Below are 22,792 nucleotides of genomic sequence, written 5' to 3'. Positions count from 1 at the left end.
TGCCACCGGGCTCCTTTTTCGACCACGTCTTCCGCGGCTGCGGGATCGATATCGTAGACGTTCACCAGATAGCCGGCTTGCAGGAGCTTGGCGATCATCGGTCTTCCCATGCTGCCGGTACCAATGAATCCGACTCGTTCGGCGTTGCGGAAATGAGTTGAGCGCACGGTGCCTCCTCCAGTCTCTACAACGAACTTACTTTCACACGTAAATTCATGTCTGATGCTTGGATGTGAATTTCTCTCACTGGCCAAGAGAATAAATACCCTATTTCCGCCGGCATCAAGGCGATATATGTTAAACCTATGTAAAGTAATATTTCGAATTTTACTGCATTTCACGTCTATATTGCACGATACGGCTGCACTGGCTTGGCTGGATTGCCAAAGCGGTTGGAGCATGAGTTCGGAGCGCGCGCAAAGCGGCGCGACATACCTTTGTCAGGGCGGGTCCGGCGCGCTTTCCGGCAGCCGGCATGGCGATCGGCGCTGGACGAACTGGATCGGTGGCTGCGTGAGCGGTTCTCAGGCATGGTGGCAACGCCGACGTCATCCGGCAGGAGCTTGCGGGCGAACCACGGCATCGTACTCAGCCTGCGTGATATTGAGAGGGCGTGTCGTTCGCTGACGGCGCGAACTGAAGATCGCAAGATCGCCGACTAACCAGCGTATTAATGGCACCCACTGGCGAGCCGCCCGCGGTGCGCTTCGCGGCTAGGCGCCGGCGCTAAGTCCGTTCGGCAGTCGCGCGCCATTTGGGCAGTTGCGCGATCTGGTCGGGTCCAAGCCGAGTACCAACAGCTACTCGGTGCCTTGGCAAATGATCGGCGAGACAGAGCAGATGACGATCCGCGCAGGCCGCATCATCATCCGCCATCAGGCGGCCCTCCATCCGGAGGCCCCTGCCGTCGTCTGAGAGTTTGGGGCCTTGACATACCGCGAGTTCGGCGACCTGCGAGATTCGATCGGGACACCTCCTCGGGCATGGTCAGAGCCGAGCTTCGCGCGTGGGTATTCTAATGAATACTTCACCTGAATACCTCGTCGCGCTGTTCGGTATTCTTAAGACAGGGGCCGCCTACGTCGTACTTTGACCAAGCGCAGCCCATGGTTGTGCTACGGCGGATACTTAAGGAGGCATGTGTTGAAATGGTTGTCACGAGCAACCGTCTCGCAGTTCCCCCGTAGAGCGCGAAACCGTGCCGTTAGAGCGGCAATGTAGCCGGTGGAGACCACTTCAAGGGCTTCTTGAGGGCATCGCGTTGTTTAGCCTACTTTCAGCGCGCTGCCCTCTGCCGGCCGGAGGCCTCTTCAGCAAGCAGCCGATCTCTATCTGCCGCGGCCGCTTGCATCCAGTTTGAGCCGAGAGCCGCGATCAGCGGGGGATATTCTTGAGAAAACGTTCATCACCACGCAAACAATAAGGATAATTCCCAGTACAGCAGCGAGGTTGAGCGACGACCGATAGACTAGCATGCCAGCGTAGCCGTAAGCATCATGCCAACACCGCACCGGTTGGCGTAGGTTACACCGAGGAGGATGAGCTTGAGCGCATGGGAAAGAAAGAATAGCGCGATATTGAAGCTGGTGATCGCTGCAGCGGTCGGCCCAAGTTTTGTGAATTGCTCCGTCCCTCGACAGCAGCGATGAGCCGATGACTTCGGAGACGATGCCAGGGCCAACGCTCGATAAGCCGCGAAAAGTGGGTTCATGAGCGCATTCGGCTTTGTGGCAAAGATTTCGCAAGTGGTGCTATGGTACCTAAACTCGGTCGCAATGAGTGAAGCCCTGATGCTGGGAGTGATGGGCGCGGTTCCTGCGGCGACGATGCTTAGAATCGTTTAAGGCAGCACCGGGGCGAGCTACGTCGCGGCCCGCTACGGCCCAGCTATTCTTGACGGAAGCTACGATCCTGGCTTTGCGCACAGCCTTGCGCATAAAGATTTGGCGCTGACCCTGGAGCTGGCAGGGCCCGTCGGCGCCACGTTGCCCATGAGCGAACGGGTTGAGGCGATCTACAAAAAAAGCCGTCGATAAATACGGTTTCGATCAGAACCATCTGGGATCGCCGTGAAGCTTCTGGAAGAGCAGAGCGGCACATTCCTCCGTTCCAACTGACAATATCGCGAGTGAAAGGACCACCGATGGTTAAAGAGCCGAAAGCCGAGGACTTCAGCGTCCAGGGCGGCCATGCCAACATTTCCCAGGAAGAGTGGTAAGCTCGGGTTGACCTTGCGGCTTTGTATCGCCTGGCCAATATATACGGATACGGCGACCTGATCTGGAACCACATTACTTGCGGGTTCCCGGCACTGATCACCAGTTCCTTCTGAACGGTTGATTTATAATGAGGTGACGGCGGTCGAACATGATCAAGGTCGAAGAGCAGGGAAAGGTCCTTTACGGCCCACCGGACGTCAACACCGCAGGGTTCGGCATCCTCTCGGCAATCCATAACACCCATCACGACATGAAGCTATTGGCCCATAGCCACGCGCCGGCAGGCCTCGCCATCACGGCGCTACAGCATGGGATGGAGTGTCCCGCACTCGCCAACGAGCTCCAATGCGAGTGACGGACCCAACCCATGGATGTCGGTCAGATCAACGCCAAGGACGCCCTATAGTGCAGTCCTGACATCGAACGACCGTTTGTTGAGATGATCCGCATCCGGTCGCGCTAGGTATGTCGGAGACCACGTAGTGAAGTTGCAGGTTCATCCTTCTGCATGTGCTGGATATGGGCGGCTGCGTATTTTCCACTAGCCGCTCCTGCTGACGCAGATAGGCGCGCAAGGTTGCGATCTCGGCATCAGGACGGAAACTCCCGCGTAACAATCCGTAGGAATGAAGCGGCGGAGCCACGCGGCATCGCTTACATCTGTTTTGCGGCCAGGCATTCTTGGCGTAACTCGCATTGACCAGAATGACCTCGAACCCATGCTGCTCAAGAATCGCATAGGGCGGATCCTCGGGTGGATTCCATCGCGACACTGGTCACGCCGCACGCTTTATCCCAGCCCGCCAGATCATGCAGGTCGTGCGTGAATGTGCCAAACGATCGCCCTGGCGTGTCAGTGCAGGTCGGGTTGACCGCGGCCATGTGCATTTTTGATCCAGGGCGGCCGCACCAATGTTAATCGGCTTCAATTCCGGGCGGTCGCCGGTCGTCCTTCTGGGCATCGCAAAACGTCCATACGACTGTCGGCAGGAGATCTGGGCTATGCCGCAGACGTGGTCACCACTCTCAAGGCCGTCATGCACCCACGGACCACGTTTTTTAACGGGGACTGTGCCTCCAATAAGCTGACGGCCGCTACCCTCCGGGCACGACGATAGCCTGAGCTGTTATACCGCGCGCAGGCGCGCACCGGCCCGTGTCAGTTTCTAGAATGTCGCGCTCCGCCTTCAACTTGGCCACTTCCTTGCGCAGCCGGTCGATCTCGAGCTGCTCCGGCTTCTTCTCGCCGGGAAAGGCGTGCTGCGGATCGGCCGAAAGGTGGCGCACCCATTTGCGTAGCACGTTCCAACACGAGGCCGCGGGCAGCCTGGGCCACCGCGACGCTCCGATCCTGATCAGTCTCGCCGCCTCAAGCTTGAACTCGCGGCGTCGAACACCTTTATCTCGGCGTCCACGAAGCCAGCAGCAGGCCAACAGGCTCTTCCTTCCCATTAGAGCGAGCCGAACCGTACGGCGTGCCCAGGCAAGAACCTTGAGGCCTAACAGCCTCACGGAGGACAGCACGTCGGTATCGCTGCGAGGCGAAACTATTAGGGAACGCCACTGGCTAGCGAACTTGACCGCCATTGATCGTCTGATTCAAAACTGAAACACGTGAGGTGGGGCTGACTTAGGAAGCAAGGCAGCACATCATCTAGATGTCTTTTATCTCCCGCGGCGAACCCAGGTCCGCGCCGGGCTGAGGACCGATTTCCCGTGTTCCGAATTCCAACCCCGCAGGACGGTGAGCTTTGCGGAGGTGATGCTGGAAAGGGTCCCCGTCTCGAACGCGTTAACACCCGCGCAGTGATTTAGACGTGCCCCACCGCGTCTGGTCGTTTATCTCCCATGTCATCGCACGATTTGGATGCGATGACCGGTTGATCCGAGGCTTAATTGCGGTAGACACCCTGCTTCGTGATCCGCTCCCCGATCTGCTTACGCAGGCGGCACGGCGTTGCAGCCGCGCGGATCACGAAGCAGGCCCGACGCTGGGCGAGAGGAATGCTGGTTGGAGGTGGCAATCGCCCAGGTCACTCTGGAATTCGAAGCGGATAATGGCATGCGGCTATCACGTCGCCGCCGTGGCCCCCGACGCATTTGGAGCAATCAGGAACGAATTTTGACAGCCCTGTTTCAAAAAACCTTAACATTGAAGCACAACAACGCCGTTGCGACCTCACTCTAATGGCGGACCCGCTCCGAAAGAAACCGCTCAACTGAAAAGGGGAACAGATCATGAATAGTATCGTAGGCAGTGTGAGCCGCCGGAACCTTCTCAAGACCGGCGCAGCGTTCGGGGGGGGAATCATAGCCGCGGGCATGCCGCTTGGCCAAGCCATCTGGGCGGCCGAAGGCAAGGTACTAAAGGCGCGCGCCTTCCGTGAGCTCCTCACGCTCGATCCTGGCTTCTACGGCGGGGTAGCCGATGTCGACGTGATGAACTGCATCTATTCGAAGCTCACGCATTACAAGCCGGGCTCAGAATGGGCCTCCGATCTGGAGGCGGCAGAAAGGATCGACCAAGTCGATCCCACCCATATCCGCTTCACGTTGAAGAAAGGCATCAAATTCACCGGCGGCTACGGTGAACTGACCACTAGGGATGTCAAGTTCTCTTTCGAGCGCGTGATCAAGCACAATTCGCCGGTCAAGCCCGATTGGGGTCCGCTCGACCATGTAGAGATAGAAGATGACTATACAGGGGTGATAGTATTCAAGACGCCATTCGTGCCAGTTTGGCTAATCAGTCTTCCCTATGGTGTTGGCCATATCGTTTCCGAGGAAGCGGTGATGAAGGCAACCGGTGACGGCAGTAATTTCGGCATGAAGCAGCCCGCTTTCTCGGGTCCCTATGTGATCGCCGAGTGGAAGCCGAATGAGCATCTCGTTCTTACCCGCAATCCCGATTGGTCGTGGTCGAAGCCAGGTTTTGACGAAATCCACATCGTTCCGATTGCCGACGAAAAGGCTGCGGAGCGTGCGTATCACGCGGGCGACATCGATTTTACTACGATCGGATTGGATTCGCTTGCGACTTTAAAGTCCAACCCGCCAGCGGACGCCAAGGTCGAGGAACATGCCTCCCTCTCTTATGCCTGGCTCGGCATGAACCTGGATCACCCGAAGCTTAAGGATATCAACGTCCGCAAGGCGGTCCAATGGGCCATCAATGTGCCGCAGGTCCTCGATGCCGCCTATGCGGGCCAGGCGACCGTCGCTACGGGACTGATTGCTCCCGGTCTTGTCGGGCATCGCGACAAGGCGCTTGTTCCCCCGGAAGGTGATCTCGCAAAGGCCAAGGAGTTCTTGGAAAAGGCCGGTGTGAGCGATCTCACCTTGACCCTCGATTGCCTGAACGACAGCACTCAATCGACAATCGCCCAAGTTATACAGGCGCAATTGTCCCAGATTGGCATTACGGTTGACGTCAAGGTCCAGGATTCCGGCTCGTTTTGGACAATTGGCTCAGAAGCGGATGGCGACCGCTGGAAGGATATGCAGCTTATTATCAATGGGTACACCATGCTGCCGGATCCGTCTGCAGCCACCTCTTATTTCGTGAGCGAACAAGTCGGCGTGTGGAACTGGGAGCGCTTCCGCAGCAAGCGCTTTGATGAACTGAACGCCAAGGCGCTCGCCATCAGTGACCCGAAGGCGCGGGCACAGCTCTATTTCGAGATGCAGGACCTCATGGAGGACTCCGGCGCCTACCGGTTTTTGACCCATGGAGGAGCACCGGTCATGTCTCGCACCACGCAAATACAAGCAGCAACCCGCCCAGACGGAGTTGCGCTGTACCTTGATTTCAAGCCGGTTTAAAGTGGGGTGGTCTGATCAAGAAAATGTGGCTCTATTTCCTCAAACGGATAGCTCTCGCGATCGCAATCATTGCGATTGCGATGACGCTTATGTTCCTTATGATTCGTGCCATCCCTGGCGATCCCGCCGCGATTTTGCTCGGCCCGCGCTCGACGCCTGAAATGAGAGCGTTGCTCCACGAGCAGATGGGGCTCGACAAGTCGCTTGGTGTGCAGATCATCACGTTCTTCGGCGGGCTTCTCCACGGCGATCTCGGCTTCGACGTATTCAGCCGTAGGCCTGTTGCCGACATTGTGTTGGAGCAATTGCCTTTTACGATCGAACTGATTTTGGTCTCCATCTTATGGGCGGTCGTCATAGCCATGCCGCTCGGCTGCTACTCCGCAGTGCGGCGAAACTCCTTCGTCGACCAGGTGGCGGGAGTCCTGACGGTCGCGACGATCGCAATTCCCTCCTTCGTCATGGCCGTTTATGCGCTGCTGATTTTTGCGGTGAATCTGCGCTGGTTGCCGGCGATCGGAGCTGGCAATGGCTACTGGGATGGACTTGTCCATCTCATCCTCCCAAGCTTTGCTATAGGCATCGGATGGGTTGGCTACATATCACGACTGGTACGCGCATCCATGCTCGAGATCCTAGGGGAAAACCATGTGCGCACGGCCCGCTCCTTCGGGATCTCCGAATGGCGCATCGTTGCGCGCTACGCGCTACCACTGGCGATCCTGCCAACCGTGACGATACTCGGGGTGGGGATCGCCTGGCTGCTTTCGTCCGCGGTTTTCATCGAAGTGGTCTTTGCCAGACCTGGTATCGGCGCATTGATCGTGAATGCGGTCAATACCCGCAACTATCCGATTGTGATGGGCGTCGTGCTCGTCACCACGTTCGTTATCGTTGCCGCCACGACACTCTCCGATTTGGTAATTGCATTCCTCGATCCGCGAACCCGGGAAAAGCTCTGACATGCCAAGCGTTGAAGCCATCCGTCCCGAGCCCCATGAGAGGGCTACCGGCGCCTTTCACGCCTTTCTGCAGCAATTTCGCAAAAACCGCCTGGGCGTGCTCGGAGCTGTGCTTGTCATACTCATAGCAGCAGCTGCGATTTTCGCTCCGCTGATGATGACGCATGATCCGATCCGGATCATGGTAGGGCCGCGTCTGGCGGCACCTTCACGGGATTTTCTGCTGGGGACGGACCAACTGGGCCGCGACTCGTTCTCGCGCGTCATGATGGGCGGCCGCATCCCGCTCCTTGTCGCGTTCGCCTCCCTCGGCAGTGCACTGGCGGTCGGCGTCGTGCTTGGTCTCGTTGCAGGCTTTGGGCCGCGTTGGCTGGACAATTTGCTCCTACTCATCTTCGATACCATTCGCTCCTTTCCCGGTATCATCTTTGCTTTGGCCATTATCGCGCTTCTGGGTCCAAGTCTGGCGACCGTCATTTTAGTCATCGCAATAACGTCTATGCCCATTTACGCGCGTGTCGTGCGCACGCAGACAGAGGCGCTACGCAGCAGCGAGTACGTCGCTGCGGAGGTCAGCATGGGAGCCGGAACAACACGTATTCTCGCTGTTCACGTCCTGCCCAATGTCATCGGTCCGCTTCTCATTCTCGTTAGCATGGATGTGCCGGCTGTAATTGCGGTTGAGGCAGGCCTCAGCTTCCTAGGCATGGGAGTGCGACCACCGACGCCTGATTGGGGAGCTATCCTCAATGATGGCTATAGCTACATCAACCAGACTCCTTGGCTGGTCATCGCCGGCGGCATTCCTATCGTCTTCGCAACGCTCGGCTTCACGTTCCTGGGTGAGGCGCTGCGCGACATATTTGATCCCAAGTTGCGGAAAGACCTATGAGACACGACAATCCGTTACCGCTGCCCTGTTCCAGTCGCCCGCTTCTCGAGATCCGTGGCCTGAATCTCGATTTCGGGACGCCACGCGGCCGTGTTCATGCGCTGCGAAACGTTTCGCTCGATGTGCCAGCCGGACAGGTGGTTGGCATCGTCGGGGAAAGCGGATCTGGAAAATCGACGCTCGCCTATACGGTGATGGGCCTACTTCCAGAAAATGCAGATGTGACAGCCGGCAGCATCCTGTTCGAAGGTAAAGAGCTACTGAAAATGCCCGTTCAGGCGCGTCGCAGCCTGCTTGGCTATCGTCTCTCCATGATCTTTCAGGATCCGATGACCGCACTCAATCCGGTGCGGACCATCGAGAGCCAGATGATCGACGTCCAACATCACGAACAAGGAAGCCGGAGCGAAAAGCGCACTCGTGCCCTGGCAATGCTTCACCGGGTCGGAATTCCCGATCCCCAAAGCCGTATCGGCACCTATCCGCATCATTTCTCTGGCGGTATGCGTCAGCGCGTTTGCATTGCCATGGCGCTTCTTGTGAGACCAGCGCTCCTTGTTGCCGACGAGCCTACCACCGCGCTTGATGCGACCTTGGAAGTGCAGATCATTCATTTGCTCAAGGATCTGCAAAAGGAGATCGGCTGCTCAATCCTGTTCGTCTCCCACCACCTCGGTGCGGTGGCTGAATTGTGCGACCGGGTCGCCGTCATGTATGCGGGCGAAGTAGTGGAGCAGGGCGCCATTCGGGACATCTTCCACAATCCTGCTCACCCCTACACGCGCGCGCTACTTGAGTGCGATCCCGGGCGGATCAAGAGAAGCACGCGCACTTTGCCGACCATTCCGGGCGAGGTGCCGAGTCTCCTTAGCAGCAGGAAGGGATGCGTATTTTGCACACGTTGCCGACATAAGTCCAACCGCTGTGCCCAAGAGAACCCGGTAGAATATCGCATCGGCGTGGACCAAGTCGCCCGATGCCATCTGCTCGACAAAGAAAGGCTGCTTTCGGCATGAGCGCGCTGCTACGCGTTCAGGACCTACGGGTCCGCTTCCGCACCATGGGTCCGCTGAAGGCGCTGGCAACCGGCACGAAGGCCCCTTTCATCGACGCAGTATGCGGTGTCACGTTTGAAATCCGAAAGGGCGAGACACTCGCCCTTGTCGGCGAAAGCGGCTCAGGCAAATCGACCATCGCGCGCACGATAATCGGCTTGCAGCGGGCTGTGAGCGGCAGCATCAGCTTCGACGGACGTGAAATTGAGGAGCTCACCGGAGCCGAACGCAAGCCCTACTTGCGGCGCATGGCGATGATTTTCCAGGATCCCGTCGGCTCGCTCTCGCCAAGGCTGACGGTGCGATCGCTCCTGACAGAGCCCTTTCGCATCCATGGTGTGAAGGATCGTGAGGCCGGAAGCGAAGCTGAGCGCCTGCTTCGGGTGGTCGGCTTGCCGGCGGATTTTGGTCGCCGCTATCCCCATCAGCTTTCCGGAGGTCAGGCCAGGCGGGTGGGTATCGCGCGTGCTCTCGCGCTGAATCCGGACTTGATCATTGCCGATGAGCCGACCGCAGGCCTCGACGTTTCCGTGCAGGGCGAGGTGCTCAATCTTCTCGCGCGGATTCAGGACGAACTCGGCATGGCGATCCTAATCATCACGCATAACCTTAACGTAGTGCGCCACATGACTGATCGCATGGCGATTATGTATCTCGGTCGTTTTATTGAGGTCGGCTCCACTGAACGTATCTTTGAGCACCCGCGTCATCCCTACACCGAGGCGCTGCTCGCGGCCAATCCTGAGCCTGACCCAGATGCGGTGCTCAATAGAATCGAGCTCAAGGGTGAGGTGCCGAGTTTGTTAAGGCGGCCGTCCGGCTGCGAGTTTCACACGCGCTGTCGCTATGCGCAGGACATCTGTAGCCGCGTCATCCCCGAACCTACCGCAGGGCGGGAGGACTCACGTCACAGCTTCAAATGCCATTTCCCGCTGGAGCGCGAAATCGTCCCAGTTTTAGAAGCACCATTCCCCGTGTCAGTCGAACCCAAGTGACGATTACGGGCAGGATTAATCAAGGAAGCGCCATTAATCTGATCCAAGGGCCAATATGAGAATCCTTTGGTTTTGGAAATAGGCGCCCTGGAAATTGTCGTGAGAATTCGCAAAGTATTAGCGCCTTAAATTAGTTTATATCTAGGTCGCTCGGGAAAATGATCTGGTGGCATACGATCCAGCTTCTGATCCTGTCAAAGTCACGTGGCGGCGCCCAGACGGTCACGTCAACCTCGTGATCGGGATCGATGTAGCATCCGGACGCGTTAAGATTAAAATCATACCGATGGGAGGCGATGCTCTCTCTTCTCGAGCACTCAACCTGGTCGGACACCAGTATCGCTGCTTCAACAGTCCGATCAGAGACAGCCTCGAGGACCTGCAGCGCAATCGCGCGACGACACGCACCCCTGCGGTGGCCCAAGAGCCATGCCGGGCACTGTAACTATCGTCAAACATCCAATTGGGCACCTTACGACTAAACCCCCGATGCAGTTCAAATCCTTGCCGCGTCGGAACGGTGCGACCTGAAGCGTTCGTCAAAAAAGGGGATATGCAACCGTCATGCTCCGAAGACTGTATGCAGAATGTCGCGTGTAAAGCGCACCGCTGAACGGTTAGCTGGCGCACCCACCTAACCGTTATGCATCGGGTGAGATTTTGTAACGGAGCCGTCCTGACGCCAGTCGGCGTCTGTCAAATCTGGGATTCTCCGCCACATAATATTTTGCCCCTCTGACGGACGCGGGATCCCCTGCGCCGGCGGTCGGCAGGCGATCGATGCGATCGGCGCAACTAGCCGGTCGACATCCACGATCGAGCCGTCATGCTGCTGCTCGCCGCCACAGGCATTCGCAACGGTTACGCGCCATTCAGCTCCAGGATGTCGACTAGCGGACTGCGAGGTTTTTGTCCGGCGCACCAAAGGGCAAGCGTGATCGGAATGGTGCCACTTCTCAAGGAGACCAGCGCCGCACTCGCCGTCATGCTGCCGGGCACTGCGAAAGTACCTCCTAACAACTGGAATTTTTCAGACGCGTAGCTCTCAATTCCAGCAGCTGACGGGCAGCGGCGGCCACGCTGCTACGACGCATCAAGCCGTCGACCCGGTTGATTGCGGGTGCAGATTATCACTCGCGCTCAAACGAATACCGATGCGCGAGATGCTTTTTTTTCATCCGCCTCGCCGCAGTGAGGCGTATGACGTAATGCCTGACCAAGTCTCGATGGCACCAATGCCGGCGGCAACCCCAGTGCGTTCGGCCAGCGAGGTATCCGCAACTATTACGCCAGCGCGTTCTCCAACCGGCTGACGACATTTCAAACGATAACGTTTTAAGCTGCCGGCATTCCAAAACCCAATATATTTTGGCGTAAACATGCCTCTCCAATGCGTCATATTTGAGGAACCAGTCAGCGATGCCGAAACACACCCACGCTGCGCTCCAGTATTCTCACGAACGAACCCATCTGTAGGGCCGCCGCATGACGCTCTCGTCGATCGCCAATCCCGACCTCGCCATCCTGTTCGACAACAAGCCGCGGTGGAATGTGCCCGACTACCGCCGCTGCGGCTTCCATAATCTCCACACCAAGATGCGCTATGCCTTTTCGATACGCGCCCCCCGCGTCTTGCCACTCAGGAAGGAGGTCGACTGGACCATCGGCGAACGGCCCGAGGTCGCACGCTATCTCGCCATGCGACATTTTTCGGCCTTCGTCGTGGTCCGCGACGAGCGCATCCTCTACGAGACCTACTCGCCGGACTTCGGACCCGAGAAGCCGCATCCCATCATGTCTATCACCAAGACAATGATCAACCTGATGCTCGGTCGCGCAGTGACTGACGGCCTCGTCGATCTCGACGCGCGAGTAGGCACCTATCTGCCGGAGATCGGTTCGGGCTACGCCGAGGCGACCGTCAAGGCGGTCGCCGACATGAACGTCGCAAACGACTTCAGCGAGGACATGAGCGACCCCTACACTTCGGCCTTCGACATGGAGTCCGCCATCGGCTGGCGCCTGCCGCCAATTGGTCAGAATGAAGGCACTACCCGCTCCTTCATGTGCGGTATCACGGGCGGGGATCTCACAAATCGCACCGGAGAGATGCTGTATAAGTCACCTAACAGCGATGTCCTTGGCTGGATCATCGAGCGCGTCAGCGGTCGGTCTCTGCGAGACTGGCTGATCGAGATCGTCGAGGCTGCAGGTCTGGAGGGATGCTTCCATATCACCTGCGACCGCGAGGGTGTGCCGCCGGTCAGCGGAGGCGCCTGCCTCACCGCCCGCGACCTCGCGCGCTACGGGCTGCTGTTCGCGCGCAAGGGCGAGGGTGTCGACGGTCACCATGTCAGTGATCCCGATTTTATCGACGAGACACGCCGCAATCCCGGCCCTGTCTATTCGAAAACGCGTGACTGGACGTACTATAGCCGCCAGGTGAACACCGACGGCACCTTTTTGGGCCACGGCGGCTACGGCGGCCAGTTTATGCTCGCGAACCCTGACACCGGCACAGTCGTCGTCTACTTCGGCGTGCTCGAGAATAAGAGTGCCACCGATCCCGAAATCAGTGATCCCCTGGTGAAGATGATGGCCGAGCTAGCTGCAGAACGATGAGTTGGTCGTGTCCGCTTCAGCATTGTGACATTTCAAACCAGACCTCTGTATACGTTGACCGTTTCAGCCGGCGGCCCCTTTTGGCGCAAACCCTTATCTCAGGTGGCATATGCTTCAGTGGATAGTCCGTATCTGCGAACGCTATTCCTCAGATCTTGACCGCTGAGGAGTAGCTCTTCGATTTACCGTACGGACGCAGAGTATCGCTTGGAGATGTTCGTTGGTCACTAATTTTGCGGCAAGCTCTGGAATGTTTCAGGATGCCTTTTTTAGTCGAGATGGGTCTGATCCCGTTCCGCTTATGGTCAAAGCGGAAGGGATCTGGATGGTCGATGAGCATGGGAAGGCCTACATCGACGGATCGTCGGGTCCTATCGCTTCCAATATCGGACATGCTAATCGGCGTGTTGCGCAGGCGATGTATCAGCAGGCCATGACGCTTGATTATGCTTATCCGCGCGTTGCGCGTCATGCCGGCAACGCCGCGCTAACAGGACGGCTTTGCAGTCTAGCGGGGGGGGCATTCGAACGGATATGTCTCGCGTCAGGGGGAAGCGAGGCTATGGACCTTGCGCTGAAGTTCCTCCGGCAATACGCGGTTGCAAAAGGCTTGTCCAACAAGCGCATTTTGATCTCCAACATGCCTTCGTATCATGGCGCCTCCATTGGCACGCTCGCGATTTCAGGCGATGAATCCTTAGCACCTTTTCTATCTGGCTTCGCAGTTACAGGCGCGAAAGTGCCAGCTCCAATGATCTATCGAGGAGAACCAGGACTGTCGCCTGAAGAAATCGCTGAGCAAAGCGTAGCGGCGCTTGAGAATACTATCGTAAATCTAGGCCCAGAAAATGTCCTCGCTTACGTGGTGGAACCAGTGGGCGGTGTGGCAACCGGATGTCTCGTGCCGCCATCTGTTTATTTTCAAGGCATCCGTGAGTTGTGTGACCGATACGGCGTGTTTCTCGTATTCGATGAAATTTTGTGCGGCGCCGGCCGAACCGGTAAGTTTCTCGCATCGCACCATCTGAGCGGCTGCATTCCGGATGTCATTGTCATGGCAAAGGGAATTGCCGCAGGTTACAGTCCCTTAGGTGCAGTGCTTCTCCCGGCGGGGCCTGTTGATGAATTGGCAAAGCTCACCGGTTTTAACTTTTCACACACGTACGGCGCTAATCCGATTTCGTGCGCCGCCGCGCTGGCGGTCCTGGACGAATATGAAGACCACGATCTAATCACCAACGCCGCGCAAGCTGGTCAGCATCTTGGACGAATATTGCGGCAGCTCATGAACACCTCACCCATTGTAGGCGATGTGCGCGGAATTGGGCTGCTATATGCGGTTGAATTGGTACAAGACAAGGACTCGAAAGTGCAATTTCCGTACGAATTTAATGTGGCTGAAGTCGCTCGGACCGAGGCGTTGAAGGAAGGTCTCATAGTCTACTCGAGGCGTACGTCCGGAGGAAAATATGGAGACTGGTTTATCGTCGCACCGCCCTTGACCGTCACGCGAGCCGACTGTGATCAGATCGGGCAGCGAGTGGAGCGTATGCTAGAGGGTGTCCGACAAAGATTTGAAGCTGGATGCGGGGCTGGCGGTTCTCCAAAGTGGTCGTCGCTTGAGCTGAACAGCTAAATGCTTCGAGCAGGAAGTGATTTGATGAGACCATCGCATTGCTAAGGGCGGGTTGGATCCATCCCTAGACGGCTCATGAACCTTTGCTGGCAAAAGCGCACCGATCCGTAATGTCGACGGGTGTCATCTACCGTGATCGAACAATGTGTGCGATAGCGGACTGGGAGAGCGGTTTCGCGACGCTTCGACTAGCCGTCATCACCGAAAGTCGAGCAGGTGCAATTCTAGTCTCTTGGCTCGCGCTGAGCGAATCGGCAGATGTTATCACTGATGATGAGCGTTCAATCCTCACGGGACATGTGATTGTGCAGGGCTTACTTCATGCCTGCGGAGTTGCCCGATGAACAATGCTTTTATTGCCTATTTGTGGGCGGAACTTACTGAGTTGAAGTCCGCTGGGCTCTACAAATCAGAGCGCGTCATCACTTCGACGCAGTCTTCCGAGATCGAACTCGGGGATGGCAGCAAGGTCCTTAATTTCTGCGCCAACAACTACCTGGGTCTGGCCAACCATCAAGATTTGCGGGACGCAGCACGGGCTTCGCTGGACCGCTATGGATACGGCATGGCGTCGGTCCGCTTCATTTGCGGCACTCAGGAAGAGCACAAGCAGCTCGAGGCGCGGATCTCCTCATTTCTCAAGATGGAAGACACGGTCCTCTATTCATCCTGTTTTGACGCCAATTCCGGTCTGTTCGAGACGCTGTTCAGCGAGGAAGACGCTATCATTTCCGATGCGCTCAACCACGCCTCCATTATCGACGGCGTACGGCTGTCAAAGGCCAGGCGCTTCCGCTATGGCAACAACGACCTGGCCGCGCTGGAAGAGGAATTGAAGAGGGCCGAAGGCAGCCGGTTCAAGTTGGTCGCGACCGACGGCGTGTTTTCGATGGACGGGATCATTGCCAATCTTGGAGGCGTTTGCGATTTGGCCGAGAAATACGGCGCCATGGTCATGGTCGACGACAGCCACGCGGTCGGCTTTGTCGGTAGGCACGGGCGCGGCTCGGCGGAGCACTGCGGCGTCGAGGGCCGCATCGACATCGTCACTGGCACGCTCGGTAAGGCGCTTGGAGGCGCGTCGGGCGGCTATACGTCAGGCAAGCGCGAGGTCATTGACTGGCTTCGACAGCGCTCGCGGCCTTACCTGTTCTCCAATACGCTGATGCCCGCCATCGCAGGGGCGACGCTGAAGGCTTTCGATTTGATCGAACAAGGTGATGTGCTGCGCGAAAGACTCCACGCCAATGCCGACCGCTTTCGCTCGCAGATGTCGAAGGCAGGCTTCACACTGGCAGGCGCGGACCATCCAATCATTCCTGTGATACTGGGCGACGCCAGCCTCGCGCAGCAGATGGCTGAGAAGATGCTCCGGCGCGGCATCTATGTGATCGGATTCTCCTTCCCTGTGGTGCCGAAAGGCCAAGCGCGCATCCGCACGCAAATCTCCGCCGCACATTCGAGTGCGGATGTTGATCGTGCGGTCGAGGCCTTCACGGAGGTGGGCCGGGAATTGGGCGTCATCTGATGCCCAACCATGAGTGGAGCGCCCTTTGCTGATGCCCGCGAAGAAGTTGCGGCCGGCAAAGTTCTAAGGTGAATTACTGATGACAAGGGGAATAATGCGTGAAACTGCGTGAATATGCCACCCACGACGCCATCGGGCTCGCTCAAATGGTAAACAGCCGCGAGATCAGCGCCATCGACCTTGTCTAATTGTCGCGTGAGGCTCACGACCGCTTGAACCTGCTATCAACGCCGTGGTCGAGTTATATGGCGACGCTGAGCTGCCTGGTTCAGACAGAGGGCCATTTGCCGGAGTGCCTTTCCTGCGCAAAGGAATATGGGCCTTACGAGGCCGGCCGGCTTCAGGAGTTCGGAAGCCGGCTCTTCGTCGGCTATCTTCCGACTGTCGGCAGCTTCTTCATTCAGCGCGCGCGGCAGGACCGCGTGTCATGGGTCGCACCACCACGCCCGAACTGGGGATCGGGAGTAGCGAGTCTGTGTTTTGCGTGGTCACCCGCAACCCGTGGAATCTTGACCGAAGGACCGGCGGCTCTACGGCGGGCTCCGCGGCCGCTGTCGCTGCGGGATCGTCTCGATCGCAAGCAGCGACGACGGGGGTGGCTCGCGTATACCCGCATCGTCTTGTGGCGTCGTCGGTCTGAACCCCTCACGAAATTCAGGCCGCGGGCTCTTAAGCTTACACCATCCAATTCTGCGGAATGATGAGGATGCAAGTAGGCGAAGCGCTACATTCTTTCGATGTAGTTGTGACCCCGACTATGCCGACTGTGGCTGAACCCCGTGCGTTAGGTAGGGCGGATAAGCTAAGGCATGCGACCCAGGCCGACGGGCACGGCTTATTTGCGCCGGGCCGAGCATCTGGCCCGGCCCCGCCTGCAGGCCCCGAGCGTTCACTGCACCCCCACCGCCGCGGATGCCGCGGGGCGGGCCGGGCCATTCGTTGGGCAGCTTGTGCTTATGGGCCTTGATGTAGTCCTGCACCGCCGGCGCAGCGATCGTCAGCGCGCCCTCGCCAAGTCGACCTGAGCTTCCTCGACGGGAAGGAATTCAAGACGATCAAACTGCTCTGGATCGCTGTGTCGCAACGTCCACAAACCGCCTGACGCTCTGATAGCTGGACGGAAAGCCAAATTGATCGACCAAGTCCCGGTGGTCACTTGCCTGGGGAATTTGCCTCTGCACCATCCCGCTGTGCTTGGTGTGCCTTGAAGACGTTCAACTCCCGGTCCCCCTTCCGGTATGAAAGGGGGCGAAATAGACGTCCTGCCTTGCCGGCTACCGCTGTTCAGCAGCGCTGCCGGTGATCGTCAGGTGGAGGAGTTAGTGACCATACCCGGGGGTTTTGACCGACCCACAGGGCATGGACCCCCTTCTCAGTCTTGGCGTTCCCAGCGTCGGCAACATGAAGGGGGTGGGCCGAATCTATCAGCAGACCTTTGTCGACACCTACGCGAAGGTCGCCTTCGGCAAGCTTTATGACGGCAAAGACGCCGATGGCCGCAGCCGATCTCCTGAATGACCGGGGAATCCCCTTCTTAAAGCCCGTAAATCGTCTGGCTATGGGTTCCGTCTGGGGCTTGGCTATTATTCATGTGTGGACGGCCCCAGTTGAGCAAGAAGATACTGACAACGGCCATACTGAACCGGTCAGTTTATTCATGTGTTCGGCGTTTTTGTGCGGCTCAGGTCGCTGGCCATGATGGTGTCGGTGGATCCGGTCCTCATCAAGCTGCCGCGCTGCGACGCGCGTTGACTCACTCAGGTTCTCCCGATACCTGGCTTGACCGGATCTGCATCCCTGATGTCGTTCTCTCCTGCCCAAACCGGATGTCAATTCGCACGACCGTCGTTACCCTCGAGCCATTGACGGCGTCGCGCTGTAGTTTTCCTCACGCGCCATCACCGCCCCGTGGACTTGAACGCCCCCAGCGTCAAAATCCATGGCAAGGGCGGCAAGCAGCGATACTGCCCGTTGTGGACTGCCAGCGTCGAGAGTTGCGGGCACTCGTCGCAAACGGGGTCCCTTCTCGATCGGTCACCTCCTGCTCGACCCTCTATGGAACTGGTTCGGCGTGGTCTCCGCTTTTGCCGCTACGCGGACGACTGCAACATCTATGTTCGCAGCCGCCATGTCGGCGAACGGGTCGTGGCTCCCATCAGCCGGGTGCTGACCAAGAAGCTGTTGCTGAAGTTCAACGAGGCGAAGAGCGCGGTGCCGCCACGGAAGGAGCGGAGGTTCCTAGGGTTCAGCATCTCGAATGACGGGAGCGAGCGGCGCATCGCGCCGAAGGCCCTCGACAAATTCAAGACGCTGATCCTGGACATGTTACGCCGCACACGGGGGATCAGTCTGCCGCAGTTGATCAAAGATCTGAAGCCATACCTCCTACGATGGCGCCGTTACTTCGGCTTCTGCCAGACCTCACGGGTGCTGGGAACTTGGGAGCGTGGATCCGCCGAAGACTACGCATTTATCTTTGGCGGCAATGGGGGAACTGGCACAACCGCTTCAAGGAACTGCGCCATCGTGGCGTGCCAAAGTTCAGTGCTGCGGCTGCCGCCGGTTCGCCGACGGGATTCTGTCGCATGTCAGGACACCCGGCGGTCCAACAGACCATGCGCAACCATTACTTCGAGCCTCTCGGCCTCCCTCGATTTCATGCCTCTGCCCAAGCTTAATCTGATCGAACTGCCGTGGAACGGACCGTATGCCCTGTGGGTGTGGGAGGGGGGGGCGTCGCGAGGCCCCCCATCCCGATCAATCACGCAAACCGCTCTTGGGAATCCTCGAAATGCTCCTAGGACTACAGATTGCCAAAGTAGTGCTAGTCTAGGAGGCCCAACAGCAAGGCAGCAAGGGCCGCTTGGCAGATGACCAACAATGCAGCCAGGCCACAAACCCGAGTCGAGTGACGACCAAGCTCATGTTTCTGCAGCGAGTTTGGCCATCATCTTTACTAGGGCGCTCGAAAACTCGGGATCGTAGGCGTCCTTGTTCTCCAGCACGCCGAGATAGACGACGGCGCTGCCAGTCTCCGGGTTCGCGAGCATGAACTGGCCCCCATAGCCGCTATGGCCAATCCAGAAGCCGTCGGTCATAGTCTGCCGGCTATATCGTATCCAGCCGTTCGGCATGGCCGGGCCAGGATTGCGGCGAGTCTCTTCTATGAAGGCGGCATCGCCCACATGGCGTCCGTCGACACCCTCACCCTTGCGTGCAAAGAGCAGGGCATAGCGTGCTAGATCGCGCGCGGAGAGGCCGGCGCAGCCACCGACCGACGGCACGCCCTCGCGGTCACAGGTGATATGAAAGCCTCCTTCAATGCCTGCCGCCTCGACAATCTCGATCAGCCAATCCCGCAGCGCTCGGCCGCTGGCGCGTTCGATGATCCAACCTATGACTTCGCTGTTGGTCGTCTTATAGTGCACGTGGTCGGTGCGGTTCACCAGATCGTTGCTAGCGATCCCACAGAGAAAGGAGCGAGTTGTCCCCTCCTTCTCGCCTTCCGGCGGCAGCCGCCATCCTATGTCACGCTCCATGTCATCCCAAGTCGTGGCATAAGGCGTCGTGTAGAGATAGCTGCCACCCTCGAAGAAGTCGTTGACGACGTTCATGTCGGCAACGTCACGCACGGAGGCATCCGCATAGCCCATCCCGATCTCTGGCAGGTAGTCTCTTACCCGACGGTCAAGATCGACGACGCCCTCGGCGACGCAGCGGCCAAGCATCAGGTTGAGCGTCGTTTTTGTAACAGACATCATTGGATGCTGCGTCTTGGGTCCGAAGTCCGGCGCATAGGCCTCGTAAAGGATACGATCGCCCCGCACCACGACGAAGGCGGAGAAGTGTGGCATGGCGAGGAACTGCGCGACCTCGGGCCGCTGGCCAATTCTCCAGTCAACGTCCTTCACCAAGGGCAGGAAGGAGGGGGCTCGGAAGGAGAGGCTCCAGCGTACGATCCTGTGAAAATTGTGGAAGCCGTGGCGGCGGAAGTCAGGGTTGTTCCAGCGTGGCTTGTTGTCGTCAGCTACGGCAAGGTCAGGGTTGGGGACTGAAGCTATAGTCATGTAGTGGCTCCCTTCAAGACTGTTGTCACACTTTTATAAAGCACAGGCGAGTGGCTGCCTTTACTTTAGCTTGCCATACAAGCCAATAGCGTGGCGGACCCCGGTTTCCAGGAACGCCTTTGCCTTCGCAAGGTCGCCTTCCGTTGGGATGAGCGCCTTGTCGCGGTGCCCTAGAATGCCCTTAGGAATGATGCCCGGTCGCCACCTCGACCTGCCCCGAATATGCAGCATCCAAGAACTGAGGCACATTGATCGCCCACTAGATCGCCTTGCGGACATTGATGCCCTTCAGCTTTGGATGATCCATTTTCATGCCGATCCAGTGGTAATAGAGCGAGGGATGTTGCTCGGACGTGGTCTCGGCAGGCGGATCACTCTCGAACGTCGCGAGCGAATCCAGCCTCACGCGAGTGAAAATCAATATCGCCAGCCTGGTAAACCCGCTCAGCAGCCTTTTCGTCGGCAATCGGAACGATGTGGATTTGGTCAAAACCTGGCTTCGACCACGACCAATCGGGATTGCGGGTAAGAACGAGATGCTCATTTGGCTTCCACTCGGCGATCACATAGGGGTCCGAGAAAGCGGGCTGCTTCATGCCGAAATTACTGCCGCCATCGGTTGCCTTCATCACCGCTTCCTCGGAAAAGATATGGCCAACACGGCTTGTAATGCTTGAGCTTCGAATAGATGCAGTTCATCACGCCGACATCGGCTACCCGCCGTAGAAGCCCGGATCCAGCGTGAGGAGCTCACGGAAGGCGCGCGCCTTGAGTACCTTGCCTTCGGCCGCCCAGATGACTTGGCCAAGCGGCATGCCCGCGGCTATGATCCCCCCGAACGCTGCGCCGGTCTTGAGAAGGTTCCGGCGGCTCACACAGCCTACGATACTATTCAAAATCTCTTCTCCCTTTTCAGTTGAGCGGTTCCCCTTCGCAGCGGGCGGCTTTTTTACTTCAGCTAGATCGCAAACCCACACGTTTGAAAGGCCGGCAAAGATCAGCTTGTATCGCTGGCTGAGGACGTTCCTAGAAATAGAAATTATGACAATTCTGACATTTAACAAACGATTATAATTTGGGGATGGCATCGGCTTTCTCGATGCATCATTGCATTTCGCTCGACCGCCAATCCAGAAGCTTGGCAAGCGGGTGGAGAGGTCATTCCGGCAGACGATAACCATGTCGGATCTTTCGATGCGACCGGCGCGCTTATTGAGGGTGACGGCACTCATCCGCCAGATTGCGCGCAGATCGGCGAAGGGCAGCGGTTGTTGCGCTTCGGAGGGAGCGGCAAAGTCGAGGTCATCGATAGAACTGGCTTTGGTTGCAGCCGGCGGTTCGTCGATGATGAGGACCGGTCGTGTGACGGCGCCATCGATAATGATCCTGCCCAGCGCTGTCGCAACAGCCTGTAGGATGGGCCACGTCCTCCACTGCCAAGTAGGCCATGGATTTAAGAGGAGATCCCCCGGTTGTTCAGGAGATCGGCCGCGGTGATCGGCGTCTTGCGGTCATTGAGCTTGGCGAAGGAACCTTCGAGTAGGTGTCGACCAAGTTTAGCCCCAATCGGAGATTTTTGGTCTCCCTGTCGCATTACCCATAAACATTGGAGGGTAGAATGAAGGCAGCCCGCCGCGTGAGGTCGCGCATGAGGAGAAAGACTGCAGGCAAATGGGAGCGTCGTACACGGTTTAGCAGTGGAGCTCGCGCTCATTTTGTGGACCCCATATTTCACGGATTGGCCAAGGCCAACCTGGGTAAGAACGTGAGCAAGCCACGATCGACACAAAAAACAGTGCTCCAGAGGATTCACAATCGGTCGGCCGCAGGGAGAGTCGACCGACTGAAAAGAGGACTGTGGTAAATGATGCGGTCAGAAGAGGTGCGGCAACACTCGGCGATTGCGCGGATCGCTCCGCAAAAATGGCGGGCCAGTCCTGAATTGGAGCCACCGTTGCGGCGTGTCGCGCCCAGCCTCGATTGCCAATGGTCACCTGCCGAAATGCGTAACAAGAGGGTGCTACGCAACGTAGGATTCATCGCAGCGCCGGCTGGCGAACACACCAGGATGCCAGTCCGGTCAAGCATAGATTGATGTGGCTCTCAATGTACTTGGACAGCGGAAATCGGGACATCTGGAGCTGGGCAGCCCGATCGATTGGGAGCCAGTTGTCTTAGCCCGGCATCGCCCCGGGTACGAGATTACACCTGCGTTGGTGTTGCGCAGGGAATTCCGCACGGAGTTCCCGGGTGAAGTGACTGTCATGTGATGGCTGACATTGATGAGCAAACCGCAGCACCTTACTTGTCGAGGCAAGATGCCTTTCTCGATTTAGCCGAGGTGAAATGAGCAGATAGAAAGACCAGCGCAACCCACGCCGGCACAGGATGAGGACGGGCCAGACTCTTTCCAGAAGGGGCTTTCGTGCCCAGCTTCTTGCGGCGGCCACCATCTTCCGTCGCAGAGCCCGTCGCCGCAGAGTGAAGTGGTTCAACGCGACCAAGGGGTATGGCTTCGTAAAAATCCCAGACGGTTCGGACGCCCTATCTGGACATCCGGGTCCTGGATGCGATCGGAAGCAACGGTGTATCCGATGGGATGCGCCTCAAGGTCACCTTGGAAGTGACGCGTAAGAGCCGCCAGGTTGCTCGAGTGCTGGAGATCGCGGAAGCTTCGGGCAGGTCGACATACGCGCAGGGGAGCGCGGGCACCGTGAAGTGGTATAACTCCGAAAAGGGCTATGGCTTCACTGCTCCTGAAAAAGGCGGAAAGGACCTCTTTGGTTTTGCCTCCGCGCTAGCCCGCCCTAAGCTAAGCGGAATGGTGGAGGGACAAAAGGTGTTGATCGATAGGCTGCGGCGGCCGGCGCCAAACGTCGCGTGAAGGCGCAGGTAAAGGCTGGCGCAGATCATGCCATAGGTCGTGTCCCACAGGTGGTGTAGCTCGGCGGTTACGAAGCCGCTCGCGAGCGCGCCGCTAGTAGCGCTGTAGCG

General features: G+C 58.0%; 18 protein-coding genes and 4 pseudogenes. 15 read left to right on the top strand and 7 right to left on the bottom strand.

Annotated features, from left to right (window positions below):
* The coding region (locus AC0L2D_RS31380; RefSeq protein ID WP_473544025.1) for an NAD(P)-binding domain-containing protein at positions 1–401 on the bottom strand (401 nt) is incomplete at its 3' end.
* 557 nt (positions 402–958) lie between these two features.
* Here AC0L2D_RS31380 and AC0L2D_RS31375 point away from each other — a divergent pair.
* On the top strand, positions 959–1,093 hold the full coding sequence (locus AC0L2D_RS31375; RefSeq protein ID WP_473544027.1) for an AMP-binding protein: 135 nt from the start codon (positions 959–961) through the stop codon (positions 1,091–1,093).
* 375 nt (positions 1,094–1,468) lie between these two features.
* On the opposite strand, the gene AC0L2D_RS31370 is transcribed toward AC0L2D_RS31375, so the two are convergent.
* A complete protein-coding gene (locus AC0L2D_RS31370) occupies positions 1,469–1,711 on the bottom strand; it encodes an SMR family transporter (RefSeq protein ID WP_473544023.1) in 243 nt (80 codons plus the stop codon).
* Positions 1,712–1,856: 145 nt separating this feature from the next.
* Between AC0L2D_RS31370 and AC0L2D_RS31365 the strand changes: the two are divergent.
* Both AC0L2D_RS31365 and AC0L2D_RS31360 read left to right on the top strand, forming a co-directional pair.
* A pseudogene (locus AC0L2D_RS31365) lies at positions 1,857–2,036 on the top strand (NAD-binding protein); the annotation flags it as partial.
* A 331-nt stretch (positions 2,037–2,367) separates the two neighbouring features.
* Positions 2,368–2,574 carry a class II aldolase/adducin family protein gene (locus AC0L2D_RS31360; protein ID WP_473544021.1) on the top strand — a complete coding sequence of 69 codons (207 nt, stop codon included), beginning with the start codon at positions 2,368–2,370 and terminating at the stop codon, positions 2,572–2,574.
* A gap of 94 nt (positions 2,575–2,668) precedes the next feature.
* On the opposite strand, the pseudogene AC0L2D_RS31355 reads toward AC0L2D_RS31360, so the two are convergent.
* Positions 2,669–3,181 (bottom strand): annotated as a pseudogene (locus AC0L2D_RS31355) (IS110 family transposase); the annotation flags it as partial.
* A gap of 202 nt (positions 3,182–3,383) precedes the next feature.
* A pseudogene (locus AC0L2D_RS31350) lies at positions 3,384–3,671 on the bottom strand (transposase); the annotation flags it as partial.
* 786 nt (positions 3,672–4,457) lie between these two features.
* On the opposite strand from AC0L2D_RS31350, the gene AC0L2D_RS31345 reads away from it, so the two are divergent.
* From AC0L2D_RS31345 to AC0L2D_RS31295, 11 genes and pseudogenes are all read left to right on the top strand, one after another.
* Positions 4,458–6,041 (top strand): ABC transporter substrate-binding protein, encoded by a 1,584-nt coding sequence (locus tag AC0L2D_RS31345; protein ID WP_473544019.1) that lies wholly within the window; start codon positions 4,458–4,460, stop codon positions 6,039–6,041.
* Positions 6,042–6,064: 23 nt separating this feature from the next.
* A complete protein-coding gene (locus tag AC0L2D_RS31340; RefSeq protein WP_473544017.1) occupies positions 6,065–7,003 on the top strand; it encodes an ABC transporter permease in 939 nt (312 codons plus the stop codon).
* 1 nt (position 7,004) lies between these two features.
* Complete coding sequence (locus AC0L2D_RS31335) at positions 7,005–7,895, top strand: ABC transporter permease (RefSeq protein ID WP_473544015.1); 891 nt, start codon at positions 7,005–7,007, stop codon at positions 7,893–7,895.
* On the top strand, positions 7,892–8,911 hold the full coding sequence (locus AC0L2D_RS31330; protein WP_473544013.1) for an ABC transporter ATP-binding protein: 1,020 nt from the start codon (positions 7,892–7,894) through the stop codon (positions 8,909–8,911). The genes AC0L2D_RS31335 and AC0L2D_RS31330 overlap by 4 nt, the downstream gene beginning before the upstream one ends.
* Positions 8,908–9,945 carry an ABC transporter ATP-binding protein gene (locus tag AC0L2D_RS31325; RefSeq protein WP_473544011.1) on the top strand — a complete coding sequence of 346 codons (1,038 nt, stop codon included), beginning with the start codon at positions 8,908–8,910 and terminating at the stop codon, positions 9,943–9,945. The genes AC0L2D_RS31330 and AC0L2D_RS31325 overlap by 4 nt, the downstream gene beginning before the upstream one ends.
* A gap of 1,485 nt (positions 9,946–11,430) precedes the next feature.
* Positions 11,431–12,567: a serine hydrolase domain-containing protein gene (locus tag AC0L2D_RS31320; protein WP_473544009.1), complete on the top strand. Its 1,137-nt coding sequence runs from the start codon at positions 11,431–11,433 to the stop codon at positions 12,565–12,567.
* A 220-nt stretch (positions 12,568–12,787) separates the two neighbouring features.
* A complete protein-coding gene (locus tag AC0L2D_RS31315; RefSeq protein ID WP_473544007.1) occupies positions 12,788–14,203 on the top strand; it encodes an aminotransferase family protein in 1,416 nt (471 codons plus the stop codon).
* A 340-nt stretch (positions 14,204–14,543) separates the two neighbouring features.
* Positions 14,544–15,731 (top strand): glycine C-acetyltransferase, encoded by a 1,188-nt coding sequence (locus AC0L2D_RS31310; RefSeq protein ID WP_473544005.1) that lies wholly within the window; start codon positions 14,544–14,546, stop codon positions 15,729–15,731.
* Positions 15,732–15,963: 232 nt separating this feature from the next.
* A complete protein-coding gene (locus tag AC0L2D_RS31305) occupies positions 15,964–16,371 on the top strand; it encodes an amidase family protein (protein WP_473544003.1) in 408 nt (135 codons plus the stop codon).
* A 752-nt stretch (positions 16,372–17,123) separates the two neighbouring features.
* A pseudogene (locus AC0L2D_RS31300) lies at positions 17,124–17,271 on the top strand (IS481 family transposase); the annotation flags it as partial.
* Between the two features lie 515 nt (positions 17,272–17,786).
* Entirely contained in the window at positions 17,787–18,605 is an 819-nt protein-coding gene (locus AC0L2D_RS31295) for a group II intron maturase-specific domain-containing protein (protein WP_473544001.1), read from the top strand.
* Positions 18,606–18,652: 47 nt separating this feature from the next.
* Here AC0L2D_RS31295 and AC0L2D_RS31290 read toward each other — a convergent pair whose 3' ends face one another.
* From AC0L2D_RS31290 to AC0L2D_RS31280, 3 genes are all read right to left on the bottom strand, one after another.
* Entirely contained in the window at positions 18,653–19,798 is a 1,146-nt protein-coding gene (locus AC0L2D_RS31290) for a serine hydrolase domain-containing protein (protein WP_473544000.1), read from the bottom strand.
* Positions 19,799–20,169: 371 nt separating this feature from the next.
* Positions 20,170–20,427, bottom strand: coding sequence for an ABC transporter substrate-binding protein (locus AC0L2D_RS31285; RefSeq protein ID WP_473543999.1), 258 nt, complete (start codon positions 20,425–20,427; stop codon positions 20,170–20,172).
* A gap of 84 nt (positions 20,428–20,511) precedes the next feature.
* Positions 20,512–21,030, bottom strand: a complete 519-nt coding sequence (locus AC0L2D_RS31280; protein WP_473543998.1) for a hypothetical protein — start codon at positions 21,028–21,030, stop codon at positions 20,512–20,514.
* Between the two features lie 1,367 nt (positions 21,031–22,397).
* On the opposite strand from AC0L2D_RS31280, the gene AC0L2D_RS31275 reads away from it, so the two are divergent.
* Entirely contained in the window at positions 22,398–22,682 is a 285-nt protein-coding gene (locus tag AC0L2D_RS31275; protein WP_473543996.1) for a cold-shock protein, read from the top strand.
* Positions 22,683–22,792: the final 110 nt, after the last annotated feature.

Source organism: Mesorhizobium sp. WSM4833 (assembly GCF_055811095.1).
Note: the sequence above shows the minus strand (reverse complement) of the source record. Positions and strands in the feature narration are given on the sequence as shown.